This is a genomic window from Streptomyces sp. NPDC107471, assembly GCF_055582845.1.
The window spans coordinates 367,925-383,105 of the sequence record NZ_JBVJPC010000008.1 but is presented as its reverse complement, the minus strand read 5'-3'; the positions used below and the strand labels follow the sequence as shown (position 1 = coordinate 383,105).

Below are 15,181 nucleotides of genomic sequence, written 5' to 3'. Positions count from 1 at the left end.
AACGTGATGATCTCATGGCAAAGAACGACATCGAGACCCAGGCCCCCGCCACCCCGGCGAAACTGAGCCTCCCCACGCTGACCACGATGGTCGTCGGTTCCATGGTCGGCGCCGGAGTCTTCTCGCTGCCCCGCCGGTTCGCCCAGGAGACGGGCGTGGCCGGGGCGCTCATCGCCTGGGCCGTGGCCGGTACCGGCATGCTGATGCTGGCCTTCGTCTTCCAGAGCCTCGCCGTCCGCCGCCCCGACCTCGACGCCGGTGTGTACGCCTACGCCAAGGCCGGCTTCGGTGAATACCTCGGTTTCTTCGCGGCGTTCGGCTACTGGGCGAGCGCCTGCGTCGGCAACGTCACGTACTGGGTGCTGATCATGTCGACGATCGGCACCCTCGCGCCCGCGCTCGGCGAGGGCGACACCGTGCTGGCCGTGGTGCTCTCCTCGGTCGGCCTGTGGCTGTTCTTCGCGCTCATCAGCCGGGGCGTGAAGGAGGCGGCGGCCATCAACAGGATCGTCACCATCGCCAAGGTGGTGCCGATCCTCTTCTTCGTGGTCCTCGCGCTCTTCTACCTCAAGCCGTCCGTGTTCGCCGACAACTTCAGCGGCGCCGACTACGCGGGCTCACTGTTCCAGCAGGTCAAAGGGACCATGCTGGCAACGGTCTTCGTCTTCCTGGGAGTCGAGGGCGCCAGCGTCTACTCCCGGCACGCACGCCGCCGCGAGGACGTCGGAAGGGCCACCGTGCTCGGCTTCCTCAGCGTCTTCGCCATCTTCGCCTCGGTGACGGTCGTGTCGTACGGCCTGATGCCGATGGGCGAGATCGCCGAGCTGCGCCAGCCCTCCATGGCGGGCGTCCTGGAACACGCCGTCGGCACCTGGGGCAAGGTGTTCGTGAGCGTCGGCCTGATCGTCTCCGTGCTCGGCGCCTACCTCGCCTGGACGCTGATGGCGGCCGAAGTGCTGTTCGTGGCGGCCAAGGACGACGACATGCCGCGGTTCCTCAAGCGCTCGACGGCGGCCGACGTCCCGGTGCCCGCGCTGGTGCTGAGCACCCTGCTCAGCCAGCTCTTCCTCGTCGTCACCCTGTTCTCGGACGACGCCTTCAACTTCGCCCTGGACCTCACCAGCGCGCTGACCCTGATCCCCTTCCTGCTGGCGGCCGCGTTCGCGGTGCGCATCGGCGTGCGCGGCGAGCTGGTGGTCGCCGTCCTCGCCACCCTCTACACCGCGTTCCTCATCTACGCCGCCGGCCTGAAGTTCGTCCTCGTCTCCTTCATCGTCTACGCCCCCGCCACCGCGCTGTTCGTGATGGCCCGCAGGGAGCAGGGCAGACGGCTGTTCTCGGCACGCGAACTCGTCATCCTCGGCGTCTCGATCGCCGGCGCGGTCCTCGGGATCGTCGCCCTGACCCTGGGCTGGATCAGTCTCTGACCCTCGCACGTGCTCGGAAAGGTGCACCTCGTGACCAGTACCGCATACGGCGTCCACTCCGAGGTCGGAAGGCTGCGCAAGGTGCTGGTCTGCGCGCCCGGGCTCGCACATCGCAGACTCACCCCCACCAACTCCGACGACCTGCTCTTCGACGACGTCATGTGGGTGGAGAACGCCCAGCGCGACCACGCCGACTTCGTCAACAAGCTGCGGGAGCGGGACGTGAACGTCGTCGAGCTGCACGACCTGCTCGCGCAGACGATGGCGGTCCCCGGGGCCAGGGACTGGCTCCTCGACCGCAAGATCGTGGCCAACGAGGTCGGCATCGGCCTCATCGACGGCACCCGTGCCTACCTGGAGACCCTCGAACCCGACCGGCTCGCCCGCTACCTGATCGGCGGCCTGGCCACCACCGACCTGCCCGAGGAGTACCGCTCCGCCCACATCGCGCTGGCCCGCGAGTCGACCGGCGTCCGCGAGTACCTGATGCCGCCGCTGCCCAACACGCTCTACACCCGGGACACCACCTGCTGGCTCTACGGCGGTCTCACCCTCAACCCGCTGTACTGGCCCGCCAGGCACGACGAGACGCTGCTGATGAAGGCCGTCTACGCCTTCCACCCCGACTGCACGGGCGCCACGGTCTGGTGGGGAGACCCCGAACTCGACTGGGGACAGGCGACGTTCGAGGGCGGCGACATCATGCCGGTGGGCAACGGCGTCGTGCTGATGGGCATGAGCGAACGCACCTCCCGGCAGGCGATCACCCAGGTGGCCGCCGCCCTGTTCGCGAACGGCGCCGCCGAGCACGTCGTCGTCGCCGGCATGCCCAAGCTGCGCTCCGCGATGCACCTGGACACCGTCTTCACCTTCGCCGACCGCGACCTGGTGACCCTCTACCCGGCCATCATGGAGGCCGTCCACACCTTCTCCCTCCGGCCCGGTGACAAGGCGCCCGGCGTCGAGGTCGTCGACGAGGGCTCGGCGGCCTTCGTCGACGTCGTCGCCAAGGCCCTCGGGCTGTCGGAGCTGCGGGTCGTGGAGACCGGCGGGGACATCTACGCCTCCGAGCGCCAGCAGTGGGACAGCGGCAACAACGCCGTCGCCCTGGAACCGGGTGTGGTCTTCACCTACGACCGCAACACCCAGACCAACACGCTGCTGCGCAAGGCCGGCATCGAGGTCGTCACCATCGTCGGCGCCGAACTGGGGCGCGGCCGGGGCGGCGGGCACTGCATGACCTGCCCGATCGTGCGGGACCCGGTGGAGTTCTGACCGCTCACGCCGGGAGCGGTTCGAGCACGGCGATCGAGCCCTGCGCCACCGCGCACAGGGTCTCGGCGCCGTCCGCGTCCACGGTGCTGAGCTCGCACCGGCACACCACGCGGGTGCGGCCGGCCCGGACGACCCGGGCGCGGGCCCGCAGCACCTGCCCGCGGGCCGGCCGCAGGAAATCGATGGCGAAACCGGCGGTGGTCACCGCCGGGCCGGCCACCGAACCCGCCGCGAAGGTGAGGGCGTTGTCCGCCGCGTACCCGAGCACCCCGCCGTGCACGGTGCCGTGCTGCTGGAGCAGGTCGCCGCGGATGTCGAACTCGAGGGTCGCCCCGCCCTCCTCGAAGGCGGTCAGCCGGGCGCCGACCAGCCTGCTGAAGGGCTGGTCCGCCAGGACCTTCCGGGCGAGTTCCAGGTCCAGGGTCCGTTCCATGCCCCCACCTCACTTCGCTAGTGAAGTGAGACTGGCGCGCACCGTGTGCGTCTGTCAACATCGGCCCATGCCCGAGCCCGACGACCAGCGTCTCTACTTCCTGCTCCAGCGGGCCGCACACCGCCTGCGCACCACCGCGGACCGGCGCTGCCTGGCCGCCGCGGGCGTCACCACGGCCCAGCTCGGCGCGCTGTTCGCCGTGCACGACGAGCCCGGCCTCACCCAGCAGGGCCTCGCCCGCACGCTCGGCCTGCGCGAGTCGGCGGTGACCGGTCTGGTCGGCCGGCTCACCACGGCGGGCCTCGTCACCAAGAACGCGCACCCGCGCGAACACCGGGCCGTGGTTCTGGAGTTGACCGACGCCGGAACCGACGCCCTGCGGGCCGCGCAACCGGAGATCGACCGCTTCAACGCGGAACTGCGCGAGCTGCTCGGCGAGGACGGCTTCACCGGCGCGGCCACGGCCATGCACCGGCTCGCCCACTGGGACTCCTAGGGGGCCGTTCCGCCAGCCTCTCAGTCGTCGCTCTCGGCCCCGCACGAGCTGCCGTCGGGCGGCAGGTTGCCGTACAGCAGGAAGTCGTCGACCTTGCGGTGCACGCACTTGGAGGAGCCGTAACCGGTGTGGCCCTCGCCCTTGTTGTCCAGGACCACGGCCGAGTCGCCGAGCCGCTCGGCGGTCTCCTCCGCCCAGCGGTACGGCGTCGCCGGGTCGCCCCGGGTGCCCACGAGCAGGATCTTCGGGGTCGGCACGTCGCGGACCTTCTCACGGATGAAGTCGGTGCCCTTGGGGCGGCCGTAGCACATGAGGTACTCGGTGAGCCGGTAGCGGCCGAACACCGGGGACGCCTGTTCGTAGGCGGTGCGCAGCCGGGTCAGGTCCCCGGCGATCCGGTCGGCGCCGGGGCGGTCGGGATCGTCCGCGCAGTTGACCGCCATCAGCGCCGCCGGAAGATTGTCGAGGGGCACGTCCTCGACGTCGGACAGGGGCGTGTGCGTCGGGTCGTCGGAGGGCGGACGCGCGCGGGCGGGAACACCGGTGCGGGTCAGGGAACCGGTGCGGGTGAGGAAACCGGAGCCGCCGCCCGCGAAACTCAGGACCCCCGTCGTGTCGCCGTCCTCCACCAGCTCGGCGAGCGCCCGCTCCAGCGAGGGCCACAGATCCTCGCTGTACAGGGCCTGGCTGATGGCGCCCACGAGGTCCTGTCCGGTGAAGGCGGGGCCGAAGTCCGTCGGCACCGGGTCCTCGTCCAGCGACGCCACCAGGCGCAGGACCTGCTCCCGGGCGCCGCGCGCGTCAGTGCCGAACGGGCAGGCGATGTCCTTCACGCACCAGTCGACGAAGTCCTCCAGAGCCGTCTGCTGTCCGGCGGCGCCCGCCCTGCCCTGCTCGGCCAGCGGCTCGGTCAGGGTGTCCACCCCGTCCAGCACCAGCCGGCCCACCTTCTTCGGGAACTGGGCCGCGTACACCGCCCCGAGCCGGCTGCCGTAGGAGAAGCCCAGGTAGTTGAGCTTCGTGTCGCCGAGGGCCTGGCGCATGACGTCCAGGTCGCGCGAGACGTTCACGGTGCCGATGTGCCGGAGCACGGGCCCGGAGTGCTCGGCGCACTGGGCGGCCGCGTCCCGGAGCCTGCCGAGCACCGACCGCGGGTCCTGGGCGACGGCCGTCTCGTCGTCGGTGGCCGCCAGCGCCTCGTCGGTGCCGGCGCCGCAGCTCACCGGGGAGGACCTGCCCACGCCGCGCGGATCGAAGGACACCACGTCGTACTCGTCGGTCAGGCCCATGAAGTCGTCGCCGCCGGCCGCGAGCGCGGGGACGCCGGCACCGCCCGGGCCGCCGAAGTTGATCAGCACCGAGCCGCGTTTGTGCCGGGCCGTGGACCGGTAGCGGGCGAGCGCCAGGTCGAGGCTGCCCGCGCGGGGCTTCGTGTAGTCGAGGGGCACCGTGACCTTCCCGCACTGCAGGTCCTTCGGTGTCTCCAGGCCCACGCACTTCGACCACTTGATCTTCTGGTGGTAGAAGCGCGACAGGTCAGGTCCGGAGCCGTCCGCGGCCACGGCCGGCAGCCCGGCGCCGAGCAGGGCCAGCCCCACGGCTCCGGACACGGCGCATCGCCGCCTCGTCACCTTGGCGAGCATCCATGCCTCCAAGGACGCCCATCGGCGCCCTCGATCACGATAAGCGGCCCTGTGGCGGTACGCCTCCGGACGAGCGGGATCACGGAGCGTGCCTGCCGTCCGTGCCCGCCCGGCCTCGCCCGTCCCGTGTCACCGCCGTGAGCAGCACCATCCCGGAGTCCCCGTAGTCCGGCAGCGTCGGATCGGCGTCGACGCGGGTGACGGACAGCTCCCGGGTGAGCGGTGCGAACACCTTTGTGACGGACTCCGGGGACACGGGACAGCCCGGCCAGCGCGAGGTCGGCCCGATGCGGTAGGTCGGCATGTTCTCCATGAACGCGGCCACCAGATAACCGCCCGGCTCCACACAGCGGGCGAACGCCCGGCAGAAGTCGGCGAACTCGGCGAAGTCCTCCGTGGCCCCCTCGGCGACGAAGTGCATGGACGCCAGCCCGTACCCGCCCGGCTCCAGGTCCCGGACGTCCGCGTGCACGACGTGCACCTGCGCCAGCGACCCCGCGAGAGTTCGCGGCAGAGCGGGGTTGAGACGCCGGCACAGGGTGTGGAACGGCAGCCAGCTCGCGTCCGGACCGCAGACGATCTGCCGGTGCAGATAGGCCACGTTGCCCGCGCCGGCCTCGACGGCGTCCACGTGCCGGCTCGCCGCGGACGCGAGGATCAGCGGGTACAGGTTGGGCCCCGCGCCGAACTCCACCGAGCGCGCGACCCCGCCCGGGGGCAGGCGCCGGTAGAACGCGGAGTGGTGGGCGATCACCTCGGCGTCCGCGGGATGCAGCTCCCGGTAGTTCTCGGCGAGGTAGTCGGCGACCGGCCAGCGGTCCCAGTCCACGTCGTCGTTGTGCGTCGTCACCATCGCAGCCACCTCCTCAGGTCCGCGGCCGCAGCCGGAAGCGCCCCGCCAGCCCGGTCAGCGCGGCGTTCAGCCGGTCGATGTCCTCGTCGGTGTTGAGCGCCGTGATCTGCGCCCGGAAACCGACCCGGTCCCGGGCCACGAGCGGATGGGCCGCGAGCGTCACGTAGATGCCCTCCTCCCACAGGAACGCGGCGACCGCGTCGAGGTCGGCCGGGTCGGCCAGCGGGATCTCCACGATGGGCAGCCGGTCGGTGTTGAGAGTGCCCACCTCGAGGTCCGCGAGATGGTCGAGTACCCGCATGGTCTTGCGGTACAGATCGGCCCGCAGCGCGTCCCCCCTCAGGTCGTTGACCTCCAGCCCGGCCAGCGCGGTGGCCAGCGACGCCGTGGGCGAGGGACCGGAGTACAGATAGGGCGCCGCGGTCGTCTTGAGACGGTTCTTGAGACCGGTGGGCAGCGCGAGGAACGCGAGCAGCGACGAGTACGCCTTGGAGAACCCGCCGGCCAGCACGATCCCGTCGTACGACTCCCCGGTGTGCCGCACCACGCTGTTGCCGCGCCGGCCGTAGGGACACGGCTCGTCCGGGGCGCGCTCCCCGATCAGTCCGAAGCCGTGCGCGTCGTCGACGTACAGCGTCGCGCCCTGCTCGCGGCAGAGCGCGGCCAGCACCGGCAGGTCGGGGATGTTGCCGGTCATGCTGTTCACGCCGTCCATGCAGACCAGCCGGGTGGTGCGGGCGGGCACCGAGGAGAGCAGCGCGTCCAGTTCCTCGGGCCGTTCGGCGTGGAAGCGGTGCAGGGTGGCGCCCTGGCCGCGGGCGACCACGCAGCCGTCGTACACCGTGCGGTGCGCGCTGGCCTCGACGAAGACATGACCGTCGTCGGCGAGGACCGGGATCACCGAGGCGTGGATGAGGGTCAGCGTCGGCAGCAGCAGGGTGTCGGGGGCGCCCAGCAGCGCGGCGAGGCGCTCCTCCAGCACCGGGTACAGCCGCGGACTGCCCAGCAGCCGCGACCAACTGGGGTGGGTGCCCCACCGCTGCACCTCGGGATCGATGCGGGCGGCGATCTCCGGGTCCCAGTCGAAGCCGAGGTAGTTGCAGGAGGCGAAGTCGCTGAGCCAGTGGTCGCGGCAACGGATGCGGCGGCCGCGCACCTCGTCGATGACCGCGTCGCTCATCGGGCTGGTGCGCCGCAGATGCTCCAGGTCCGCCGTGCGCTTCTCGGCGACGGCCGAGGGCGCGGAGCGGCGGGCCGGGCGCCCGTTCGTGCCGGCGGAACCCGGTGTGAAGCGGCCGCCGTCCTGGCGCAGCACCCGTTCGCTCTGCTCCACCGTCATGGGCCGGGCGAACAGGAAGCCCTGCCCGAACCGGCACCCCATCGCGGCCAGCATGTCCCGCTGCGCCGGGTCCTCGATGCCCTCGGCGATCACCTGCAGGCCGAGCGTGTCGGCGATGCGGACGATCCCCTCCACGAGGGCGACCTGCCGGGCGTCGCGCGTGATGTCGTCGATGAACGACTTGTCGATCTTCAGTACGTCGATGGGGAAGTCCCGCAGGTAGCGCAGCGAGGAGAACCCGGTGCCGAAGTCGTCGACCGCGATGTGCACCCCCAGCTCCTTGAGGGACTGCAGCACGCGCTGGATCTGGGCGTCCCGGCGCAGCAGCACCGTCTCCGTCAGCTCTAGCTGGAGGGAACCGGGGGCCAGCCCCGGGGTCCGCAGCGCCCGGCCGACCTGGTCCACGAACCCGGTGTCGCGGAACTGCCGCGCGGACACGTTCACGCTCACGTACGGCGGAGCCGCGGGCGCCCGGAGCCGTTGCAGACCCGCGATGTCGACGACGGCGTTCTCCAGCACCCACGACCCCAGCGGGGCGATGTGCCCGGTCTCCTCGGCGAGGCTGATGAACTGCTCGGGGGAGACCGGCTGGTGCGGGGCCCGCGGCCAGCGCACCAGCGCCTCGAAGCCGACCACCTCGCCCGCGTCAATGTCCACGACGGGCTGGTAGCGCAGGGCGAACTCCTGCGCGGCGACCGCCCGGGCGAGCCGGCTCTGCAGGTCGTGCCGCTCGACCATGCGGGCGTGCAGCATCGGCCGGTAGCGCCGCCACTGCCGTTTGCCCGCCGCCTTGGCCGCGTACAGGGCGAGGTCGGCGTGGCCGAGCAGTTCCTCGGCGTCGGTGCTGTCGCGGGCCGTGGCCACGCCCACGCTGGCCGAGACGGTGACCGACTCGTCGCCGAGCACGAAGGGCCTGGTGAGGGTCTGCACCACCTGGGCCGCCAGCAGTTCGGCGTCGAGCGGCTGCCGGGCGTCCTCCATCAGGACGGCGAACTCGTCGCCGCCCAGCCGGGCCGCGGTGTCGGTGCGCCGGAGGGTGCGGGTCAACCGGTTGCCGACGTCGAGCAGGAGGTGGTCGCCCGCCGAGTGCCCCATGGTGTCGTTGACCTGCTTGAAGTCGTCCAGGTCGATGAAGAGCAGACAGGTCAGGGACGACTCGCGGCGCCCGCGCAGCAGGGCGCGTTCGATCCGCTCCAGGAGCAGCGTCCGGTTGGGCAGACCGGTGAGCGAGTCGTGGAAGGCGCGCTGCGTCAGCTCGTGCTCCAGCCTGCGCTGCTCGGTCACGTCGCGCAGGGTGACCACCAGGCCGGCCACGGTCCGCTCGTCGCGGAAGTCGCTGCACCGCACCTCCACCTCCACCCGCCCGGACCGGTGCCGCACCCACCAGTGGTCGTGGGAGACGCGCGGCCCGTGGTCGCGTACGGCGGTCAGTTCACGGGCCGCCCGGCGGCGGTCGCGGGGGTCCACCAGGTCCGGCAGCGAGGTGCCGACGAGGTCCGCGGTGCCGAACACGGCGGCGGCGGAGGGGCTGGCGTACCGGATGGTGTTGTCGTCCTCGACGATCAGGATGACGTCGGAGGTGTTGCGCACCAGGGTGCGGAAGTAGGCCTCGCTCTCCCGGCGGATCACCTCCTGGCGCAGCAGGACGCGTTCCATGGCCAGCCCGGCGTGGGAGGCGAGGATCTCCAGGGAGCCGTGGGTCTCGGTGAGCGGGCCCGGCGGGCCGGCGACCAGCAGGACGCCGGGATCCTGGGCGGCCGGGCGGTCGGGCGAGGTCATGGGGCACACCTGGACCGCGGGGAGGCCGTCCAGCCGGTCCGCGAGGTCGGGTCCGAGGTCCGCGGGGTCCGCCCGGCGGGCCTCACGGGGATGCAGGGGCGCGGCCTCCTCGGCCGACAGCACGAGGGTGCGGTGGCGGACCGCCGGCCCCAGGAGCATGGCGACGGCCGCCTCGCAGGACCGTACGACGTCCTGCTGCCGGACCGCGGACACCAGGGACCCGGCCGCCCGGCGCAGGGCCAGTTCGCGGGCCACCGCGCCCCGGTGGGCCACCACCATGCCCGCCAGGCGCAGGATGACCAACAGGAACAGCACGGCCGAGAAGGCGCCGATCACCGCCGCGTGGTGGGCGCTGTGGGTGACCGCCTCGTACAGCAGCATCCCCGGCGCGATGAGGGTGACCGCCGCCAGCATCACCAGCCGCTGGGGCGGCGGAAGAGGGGCCTGCCGCTGGGGACTGGCGGCGGTGAGCGCGGCCATGGAGGGGTGCAGTCCGGCCAGGCCCCAGGCCGTGTAGAAGACGATCCACCCGGAGTCCAGCAGGGTGCCGGCCTGCCACAGGGAGTTGAGCTGGAGGATGCCGTAGGCGATGTCGAAGCCGAGCAGGGTCAGCGTGCCGACCACCAGGAGCTGTACCGACCGGTTGGGCCCGTCCACCGGGTTCGGGGTCAGCAGCCGGGCCAGCAGGGCGAGGACCAGCACGTCCCCGAGCGGGTAGGCGATGCTGATGGCCCGCTGCTGCCAGGTCAGGCCCTCGACCTCGGTGAGCGGCTGCACCAGGTAGACCCACACGGGCAGGGCGAGGCCCGCGGTGAAGATGAGGGCGTCGAGCAGGCTGGGCAGGTCGTGGCCCGCCCACCGGTAGCGGATGAGGCCGTACAGGCCGGCCGCGAAGAGCGGGTAGGTGGCGAGGTAGCTGGCGTCGGCGGGGGAGGGGAAGGGGTTGGAGGCGTCGAAGTACTCCTCCATGACGTTGTAGTACGTGTCTCCCGTGATGAAGGTGAGCAGGCCCGCCGCCAGCGTCCACCAGGGCCAGCGGTGGGCGGGCTTGTGCAGTCGGACGCCGACGAGCACCGCGCAGACACCGGAGAGGCCGATCACGGCCCACAGCGGTGTGCGCGCGGCAGGGATCGTCATGTAGAGGAGCGTGGCGACGGCGACCAGACAGAGATGGCCGTACGTCGCCCGGCGTGCCGACTGCAAGGCGAGCGCCTCCCCCCACTGGCCACTGGAGGAGACCGGGTCTTCCACCTGGTCCGGGATCTTTCGATCGTAGGCACGGGGGTGACGGCCTGCATCCCGGAGAGGCGCGGTCAGCCCCGGTGGAACCGGTGGTGCAACTGTCGTACACGTTCCGTGAACTCGGACACCGGGCCCTCCACGGTCACACCGGGGGCGATCTCGCCGACCGGCAGGGTCCGCACCGGCGGTGCCGGGACCCCCCACTCGTGCAGCCATGCGGCCAGTTGCGCGGACGAGGCGACGTACACGATGCGTCCCAGGCCCACCCAGGCGTGCGCGGCGGCGCACATCGGACAGTGCTCGCCGGAGGTGTACACGGTGGCCGCGGCCCGCTCCTCGGGCGTCAGGTGCGCCGCCGACCAGCGGGCCAGCTCGAACTCGGGGTGGCGGGTACGGTCACCGGAGGCCACGCGGTTGTGGTCCTCGGCGAGGATCACGCCCTCGGCGCCCACCAGGACCGACCCGAACGGTTCGTCCCCGGCCTCCAGCGCCTCGGCGGCCAGCTCGACACAGCGGCGCAGATACGGCAGTTCGGTTTCCTTCACGACCATGAGCCGAGCCTAGGATCATCGCGGCTCCGGCGGAAACGCGGGCCGCCGGTCCACCGCGCCTCCCCGACCGGCCGCGGTCCCGCCTTTACCGGCCCACCGCCTGCCCTGCGGCCGTAAACGCCGTTGCCGCGCGGGCGTCCGGGTGGTGAAGTGAGCACATGGATCATGTTGCGGTACTCGCCCTCTACGACCGGGACATGCGCGAAGGCGCACAGCCGGACGGTCCCGGGGCGCGTGTGGAGCGGGTCGGCGGGGTGGTCCGGCAGGTCGCCGCGGAACACGGCTGGAACGGCGTCGTCTGGTCCGACCTGGACGAGGCGAGCGCCGACGCGGCGATCGCCGAGCAGATCGCGTACTACACCGGGCTGGGCCGGGAGTTCGAGTGGAAGCTGTACGGCCACGACCTGCCCGTCGATCTCGGGCAGCGGCTGCGGGCGGCCGGGTTCACCCCCGAGCCCGAGGAGACGCTGATGATCGCCGAGGTCGCCGACCTCACCCTGGACGTCGAGCCGCCCGAGGGGGTGCGCTTCCTCCCGGTCACCGACCGCGCGGGCGTCGACCTCGTGGCGGACGTGCACGAGAAGGCCTTCGGCACCGACAGTTCCCGGCTGCGGCACCAACTGCTCGCCCGGCTCCGGGACGACCCCGACACCGTGGTCGCGGTGGTCGCGCTCGCCGGTGACGTGCCGGTCAGCGCGGCCCGGATGGAACTCGTGCCCGGCACCCGCTTCGCCGGGCTGTGGGGCGGCGGCACCGTCGAGGGCTGGCGCGGCCGTGGCATCTACCGCGCCCTGGTCGCCCACCGCGCCCGCGCCGCCGTGGAGCGGGGCTACCGCTACCTCCAGGTCGACGCGATGGCCACCAGCCGCCCCATCCTGGAACGCCTCGGGTTCGAGCCGCTGACGATCACGCAGCCGCACGTGTACCAGCCGTAGCCCAGGGCGGCTCACCGGAGCCCGGCGGGCCCGGATGTCACATCCCGGCCCGCCCCCTCCGTCGCACCGGTATGAAGACGGACCAGAGCCAGAGCATCCTCCTCGCGGGCGCGAGCGGCGTCCTCGGGCGCCACATCAGCACGGCGCTGACCGACGCGGGTCACAAGGTCACCGGCCTCGGCCGGAGCGCGGGCAACGGTGTGCGGGCCGACCTCATGGACCGCGACGCCCTGCTGCGTGCCGTGGACGGACAGCGCTTCGACACGGTCGTGCACGCGGCGACCGCCCTGCGCAAGCCGCCCCTGCGCCATCGCGACATGTACGCCACCGACGCCCTGCGCGTCCAGGGCACCGCGCATCTGATCGAGGCAGCCCGGGCCACCGGGGCCCGCCGCTTCGTCAGCGAGTCGATGGTCTTCGGATACGGCTACGGCGACTTCGGCGACCGACTGATCACCGAGGACGACGACTTCGGCCCGCGCGGCACCGACCCGCGGCTCGAACGGCACCTCGCCGGCATGCGCACCAAGGAGCAACTCACCTTCGGAACGCCCGGGTTGGAGGGCATAGCGCTCCGCTTCGGGCTCTTCTACGGCCCCGGCGGCACCGAGGCGCTCCTGCCCCTGCTGCGCAGTCGGCAACTGCCCGCCCCCGCCGACCGCGGCCGGGTCCTGCCGTGGATCGAGCTCACGGACGCGGCCCGCGCGGTGGCCGCCGCCGTCGCACACGGGCGCCCGGGGCAGGCGTACAACGTCGTGGACGGCGACCCGCTCGGATTCCGGGCCCATCTGCTGTGCGTGGCCGAGGAGTTCGGGGTGCCGAAGCCGCTGACGGTACCGCTGTGGACGACCAGGCCGATGGCCTATGTGCACACCATGTTCGCGTCGAGCATGCGGGTGTCGGCGGCCAAGGCCGAGCGGGAGCTGGGCTGGACGCCCAGGTACCCCTCCAGCCGCGACGGTCTGGCGGCACTGCGGGCCGCGACGGGGTGAACGACCCGGTGGTCACAGGTCGAGCTGGTACTCCACGGCCTTGTGCGTGGGCAGATAGCCGAGCGAGTCGTTGACGGCGAGCATCGGCCGGTTGCTCGCCGCGGTGTCGGTACGGAGGCCGGACAGCGCCGGGTGCCGTGCCAAGGCGTGGTGCACGGCCGCGGCTTTCATCCAGCGGGCCAGTCCGCGCCCACGGTGTTCGGGGAGCACGGCGGTGCCGTAGTGCTGGCCGTCGCCCAACCCGTCGCCGGGCACGACGAGTTCCGAGAAGCCGACCACACCGCCGTCCGTCGCGTCCAGGACGGCGACGGTGTGCAGCAGTTCGCCGCGCCGCGCGACGGCCTCCGCAGCCGCGACCACCCGGTCCACGTCCCAGACGACCGTGCCGAAGTCCGTGCCCTCCATCGGCATGTCGTCCATCGCGCGCCGGGACTGTGCGAAGGACCGCGCCAGCGCGTCCGGCACGGTGCCGTCCCACGCGGTCAACCGGTAGCCGGGGTGGGGCACTTCGACGAGCGCCTGCAGGGCGGCTCGGTCGACGTCGGCCAGCGGGAGCCGGGCGTACGTGAGGGTCAGGACCGGCCGGAAGTCGCGTGCGGCGAGGAACAGGTCGGCGGGGGAGCCCTGGACGGCCTGCGCGATCACCGACCGTCGCCGCTCCGCCTTCGCCGCGTCCACGGCGGCCGCCAGGAGCCGGGTTCCGACGCCCTGCCGACGCTCGGCGCCGTGCACCGCGAGCTGGAGTTCGGCGAGATGCTCCTGCCCCTCCTTCGTGAACAACCGCAGGAAGGCCGAGCCGAGCGGGACCCCGTCGTCCCCGGAGGCCAGCCAGGCCAGCCGGCGACTGGAGACGGAGGCTTCGGGGTCGGCGAGCGGGGTGATGTCGAAGGACAAGCGGGTCTCCGTCGAGGGGAGGGGTGGGCGGGCGCTTGAAGCCTGCCGTCAGGCCCCGGCGTTCGCAACGGGATTAGCCGCTGGACCGTGGCGCATCGGCCCTCCGGTCAACGTGCAGCCATGCGCGTGGTACCCGTCCTCGCATCAGCGAGACGGCACTGACCGTCAACCGACCCGCGCCGGGACCCACCCGGTGGCGGCTGTCACCTCGGCCGCGATGTCGGGCACCGTGCGCCCGTCGGTCGCCACGCGCAGCGTGCCGGCGGGCGCACGCTCGTCCAGCATCCGTGCCTTGCGGGCGCTGCCGCGCAGCTCCCGCTCCAGTTCGGAGCCGAGTTCCCGCCCGGTCAGCCGCCGCTCGGCCGTCTCGTCGGTCGCGGTGAGCAGGACCCGCACGATCCGCACGCCGTCGCCCATCGCCCGCCGGAACATGCCCGTCTCCAGCACGCTCACGGTGTTCACGTAGACGAGGCGCCGATAGCCGAGGTCGGCGTAGTTCCCCCACACGGCGGTCAGGTTGTGCTCGCCGATGGCGGCCCGGTGGGGATCGCCCTCGGGGGCCGGATGCACCTGCCCCATGAAGTCCCCGTCGATCACGGCATGGGCGACCCGAGCGGCCCGCAGTCGCGCCGAGACCTCCCAGCCCACGCTCGTCTTGCCGACCCCGGCCCGTCCCCCGACGAGCAGTACCTCCGCGTGCTCCATACGGCGAGGGTGGCACCCCATGTCCCCGCCGGGCCACGGGATTTCAGGCGCACAGCCGCCAGGTGCGCAGGACGATCTCGCGGCCCCGCGACACCCTGCGGACCGGCGGTTCGTCCGCGAGCTCGAAGGCGCAGGACCGGGCCACCGCCTCACTGGCCGCGTTGGCGGCGTCGATGCGCAGCACCACCCGGCGCGGCCGGACGTCCCGGACGGCGTACTCGGCGGCCAGCCGCACCGCCCGCGCGGCCAGCCCCTGCCCCCGGTGGGCCGGGCCGACGCCGTAGGCGAGCTCCACGTCCCGCTCGTCGGGACCGCTGAGGAACAGCAGCACCTCACCCCGGGGGCGGATCCCGTCGGTGGTGACGGCCAACTGGACCTTCCGTCCCTCTGCCCGCCCCTGCCGGGCCCCGGCGAGATAGGCGCGCGCCGCGTCCAGGTCGAACGGCGAGGCCACGGGGGTCCACCGGGCCATCTCGGGATCGTCGTAGAGCGCGACCAGGTCGGCGAGGTCGGCGTCCGTCCACTCGCGCAGCTCGACGCCGTAGCCTTCGAGGCGCACGGGTGGGAGGAGGGTGAGGGTTCGGTTCGTGTCCATGGGCCGATCCTGCCCCAGGGAG

The 15,181-nt window shown here is 72.4% G+C and carries 13 protein-coding genes; 5 read left to right on the top strand and 8 right to left on the bottom strand.

From position 1 onward, the window contains the following. The first annotated feature begins 14 nt into the window (after nt 1-14). Nucleotides 15-1,427, top strand: coding sequence for a basic amino acid/polyamine antiporter (locus ACZ66S_RS27580; protein ID WP_469904221.1), 1,413 nt, complete (start codon nt 15-17; stop codon nt 1,425-1,427). 30 nt (nt 1,428-1,457) lie between these two features. After that, nucleotides 1,458-2,702, top strand: a complete 1,245-nt coding sequence (locus ACZ66S_RS27575) for an arginine deiminase (RefSeq protein WP_469904220.1) — start codon at nt 1,458-1,460, stop codon at nt 2,700-2,702. A 4-nt stretch (nt 2,703-2,706) separates the two neighbouring features. Here ACZ66S_RS27575 and ACZ66S_RS27570 read toward each other — a convergent pair whose 3' ends face one another. Further along, nucleotides 2,707-3,135, bottom strand: coding sequence for a PaaI family thioesterase (locus tag ACZ66S_RS27570; protein ID WP_469904219.1), 429 nt, complete (start codon nt 3,133-3,135; stop codon nt 2,707-2,709). Between the two features lie 67 nt (nt 3,136-3,202). On the opposite strand from ACZ66S_RS27570, the gene ACZ66S_RS27565 reads away from it, so the two are divergent. Beyond that, a complete protein-coding gene (locus tag ACZ66S_RS27565; RefSeq protein WP_469904218.1) occupies nt 3,203-3,631 on the top strand; it encodes a MarR family winged helix-turn-helix transcriptional regulator in 429 nt (142 codons plus the stop codon). A 20-nt stretch (nt 3,632-3,651) separates the two neighbouring features. Here the strand turns inward: ACZ66S_RS27565 and ACZ66S_RS27560 are convergent, their stop codons facing one another. The 4 genes from ACZ66S_RS27560 to ACZ66S_RS27545 form a co-directional block, all read right to left on the bottom strand. Continuing rightward, nucleotides 3,652-5,274 carry an alpha/beta hydrolase gene (locus tag ACZ66S_RS27560; protein ID WP_469904217.1) on the bottom strand — a complete coding sequence of 541 codons (1,623 nt, stop codon included), beginning with the start codon at nt 5,272-5,274 and terminating at the stop codon, nt 3,652-3,654. A 79-nt stretch (nt 5,275-5,353) separates the two neighbouring features. Continuing rightward, the gene (locus ACZ66S_RS27555) at nt 5,354-6,127 is read right to left on the bottom strand and encodes a class I SAM-dependent methyltransferase (protein WP_469904216.1); all 774 of its coding nucleotides are present in this window, start codon (nt 6,125-6,127) and stop codon (nt 5,354-5,356) included. Between the two features lie 13 nt (nt 6,128-6,140). After that, nucleotides 6,141-10,382, bottom strand: coding sequence for an aminotransferase class I/II-fold pyridoxal phosphate-dependent enzyme (locus ACZ66S_RS27550; RefSeq protein WP_469904341.1), 4,242 nt, complete (start codon nt 10,380-10,382; stop codon nt 6,141-6,143). Between the two features lie 176 nt (nt 10,383-10,558). Continuing rightward, on the bottom strand, nt 10,559-11,038 hold the full coding sequence (locus ACZ66S_RS27545; RefSeq protein WP_469904215.1) for a nucleoside deaminase: 480 nt from the start codon (nt 11,036-11,038) through the stop codon (nt 10,559-10,561). A gap of 158 nt (nt 11,039-11,196) precedes the next feature. On the opposite strand from ACZ66S_RS27545, the gene ACZ66S_RS27540 reads away from it, so the two are divergent. Both ACZ66S_RS27540 and ACZ66S_RS27535 read left to right on the top strand, forming a co-directional pair. Then, complete coding sequence (locus ACZ66S_RS27540; RefSeq protein WP_469904214.1) at nt 11,197-11,973, top strand: GNAT family N-acetyltransferase; 777 nt, start codon at nt 11,197-11,199, stop codon at nt 11,971-11,973. Nucleotides 11,974-12,044: 71 nt separating this feature from the next. Next, nucleotides 12,045-12,965: an NAD-dependent epimerase/dehydratase family protein gene (locus ACZ66S_RS27535; RefSeq protein WP_469904213.1), complete on the top strand. Its 921-nt coding sequence runs from the start codon at nt 12,045-12,047 to the stop codon at nt 12,963-12,965. A 12-nt stretch (nt 12,966-12,977) separates the two neighbouring features. On the opposite strand, the gene ACZ66S_RS27530 is transcribed toward ACZ66S_RS27535, so the two are convergent. From ACZ66S_RS27530 to ACZ66S_RS27520, 3 genes are all read right to left on the bottom strand, one after another. Then, the gene (locus ACZ66S_RS27530; RefSeq protein ID WP_469904212.1) at nt 12,978-13,859 is read right to left on the bottom strand and encodes a GNAT family N-acetyltransferase; all 882 of its coding nucleotides are present in this window, start codon (nt 13,857-13,859) and stop codon (nt 12,978-12,980) included. A gap of 165 nt (nt 13,860-14,024) precedes the next feature. Continuing rightward, the gene (locus ACZ66S_RS27525) at nt 14,025-14,564 is read right to left on the bottom strand and encodes a nucleoside/nucleotide kinase family protein (protein WP_469904211.1); all 540 of its coding nucleotides are present in this window, start codon (nt 14,562-14,564) and stop codon (nt 14,025-14,027) included. Between the two features lie 43 nt (nt 14,565-14,607). Next, nucleotides 14,608-15,159 (bottom strand): GNAT family N-acetyltransferase, encoded by a 552-nt coding sequence (locus ACZ66S_RS27520; RefSeq protein ID WP_469904210.1) that lies wholly within the window; start codon nt 15,157-15,159, stop codon nt 14,608-14,610. Between the last annotated feature and the right edge of the window lie 22 nt (nt 15,160-15,181).

Bases quoted from the DNA above. Each gene is read 5' to 3' on its own strand.
- ACZ66S_RS27580 (WP_469904221.1), top strand. From the start codon at position 15: ATGGCAAAGAACGACATCGAGACCCAGGCCCCCGCCACCCCGGCGAAA.
- ACZ66S_RS27570 (WP_469904219.1), bottom strand. From the start codon at position 3,135: ATGGAACGGACCCTGGACCTGGAACTCGCCCGGAAGGTCCTGGCGGAC.
- ACZ66S_RS27565 (WP_469904218.1), top strand. From the start codon at position 3,203: ATGCCCGAGCCCGACGACCAGCGTCTCTACTTCCTGCTCCAGCGGGCC.
- ACZ66S_RS27560 (WP_469904217.1), bottom strand. From the start codon at position 5,274: ATGCTCGCCAAGGTGACGAGGCGGCGATGCGCCGTGTCCGGAGCCGTG.
- ACZ66S_RS27555 (WP_469904216.1), bottom strand. From the start codon at position 6,127: ATGGTGACGACGCACAACGACGACGTGGACTGGGACCGCTGGCCGGTC.
- ACZ66S_RS27550 (WP_469904341.1), bottom strand. From the start codon at position 10,382: ATGACGATCCCTGCCGCGCGCACACCGCTGTGGGCCGTGATCGGCCTC.
- ACZ66S_RS27545 (WP_469904215.1), bottom strand. From the start codon at position 11,038: ATGGTCGTGAAGGAAACCGAACTGCCGTATCTGCGCCGCTGTGTCGAG.
- ACZ66S_RS27540 (WP_469904214.1), top strand. From the start codon at position 11,197: ATGGATCATGTTGCGGTACTCGCCCTCTACGACCGGGACATGCGCGAA.
- ACZ66S_RS27535 (WP_469904213.1), top strand. From the start codon at position 12,045: ATGAAGACGGACCAGAGCCAGAGCATCCTCCTCGCGGGCGCGAGCGGC.
- ACZ66S_RS27525 (WP_469904211.1), bottom strand. From the start codon at position 14,564: ATGGAGCACGCGGAGGTACTGCTCGTCGGGGGACGGGCCGGGGTCGGC.
- ACZ66S_RS27520 (WP_469904210.1), bottom strand. From the start codon at position 15,159: ATGGACACGAACCGAACCCTCACCCTCCTCCCACCCGTGCGCCTCGAA.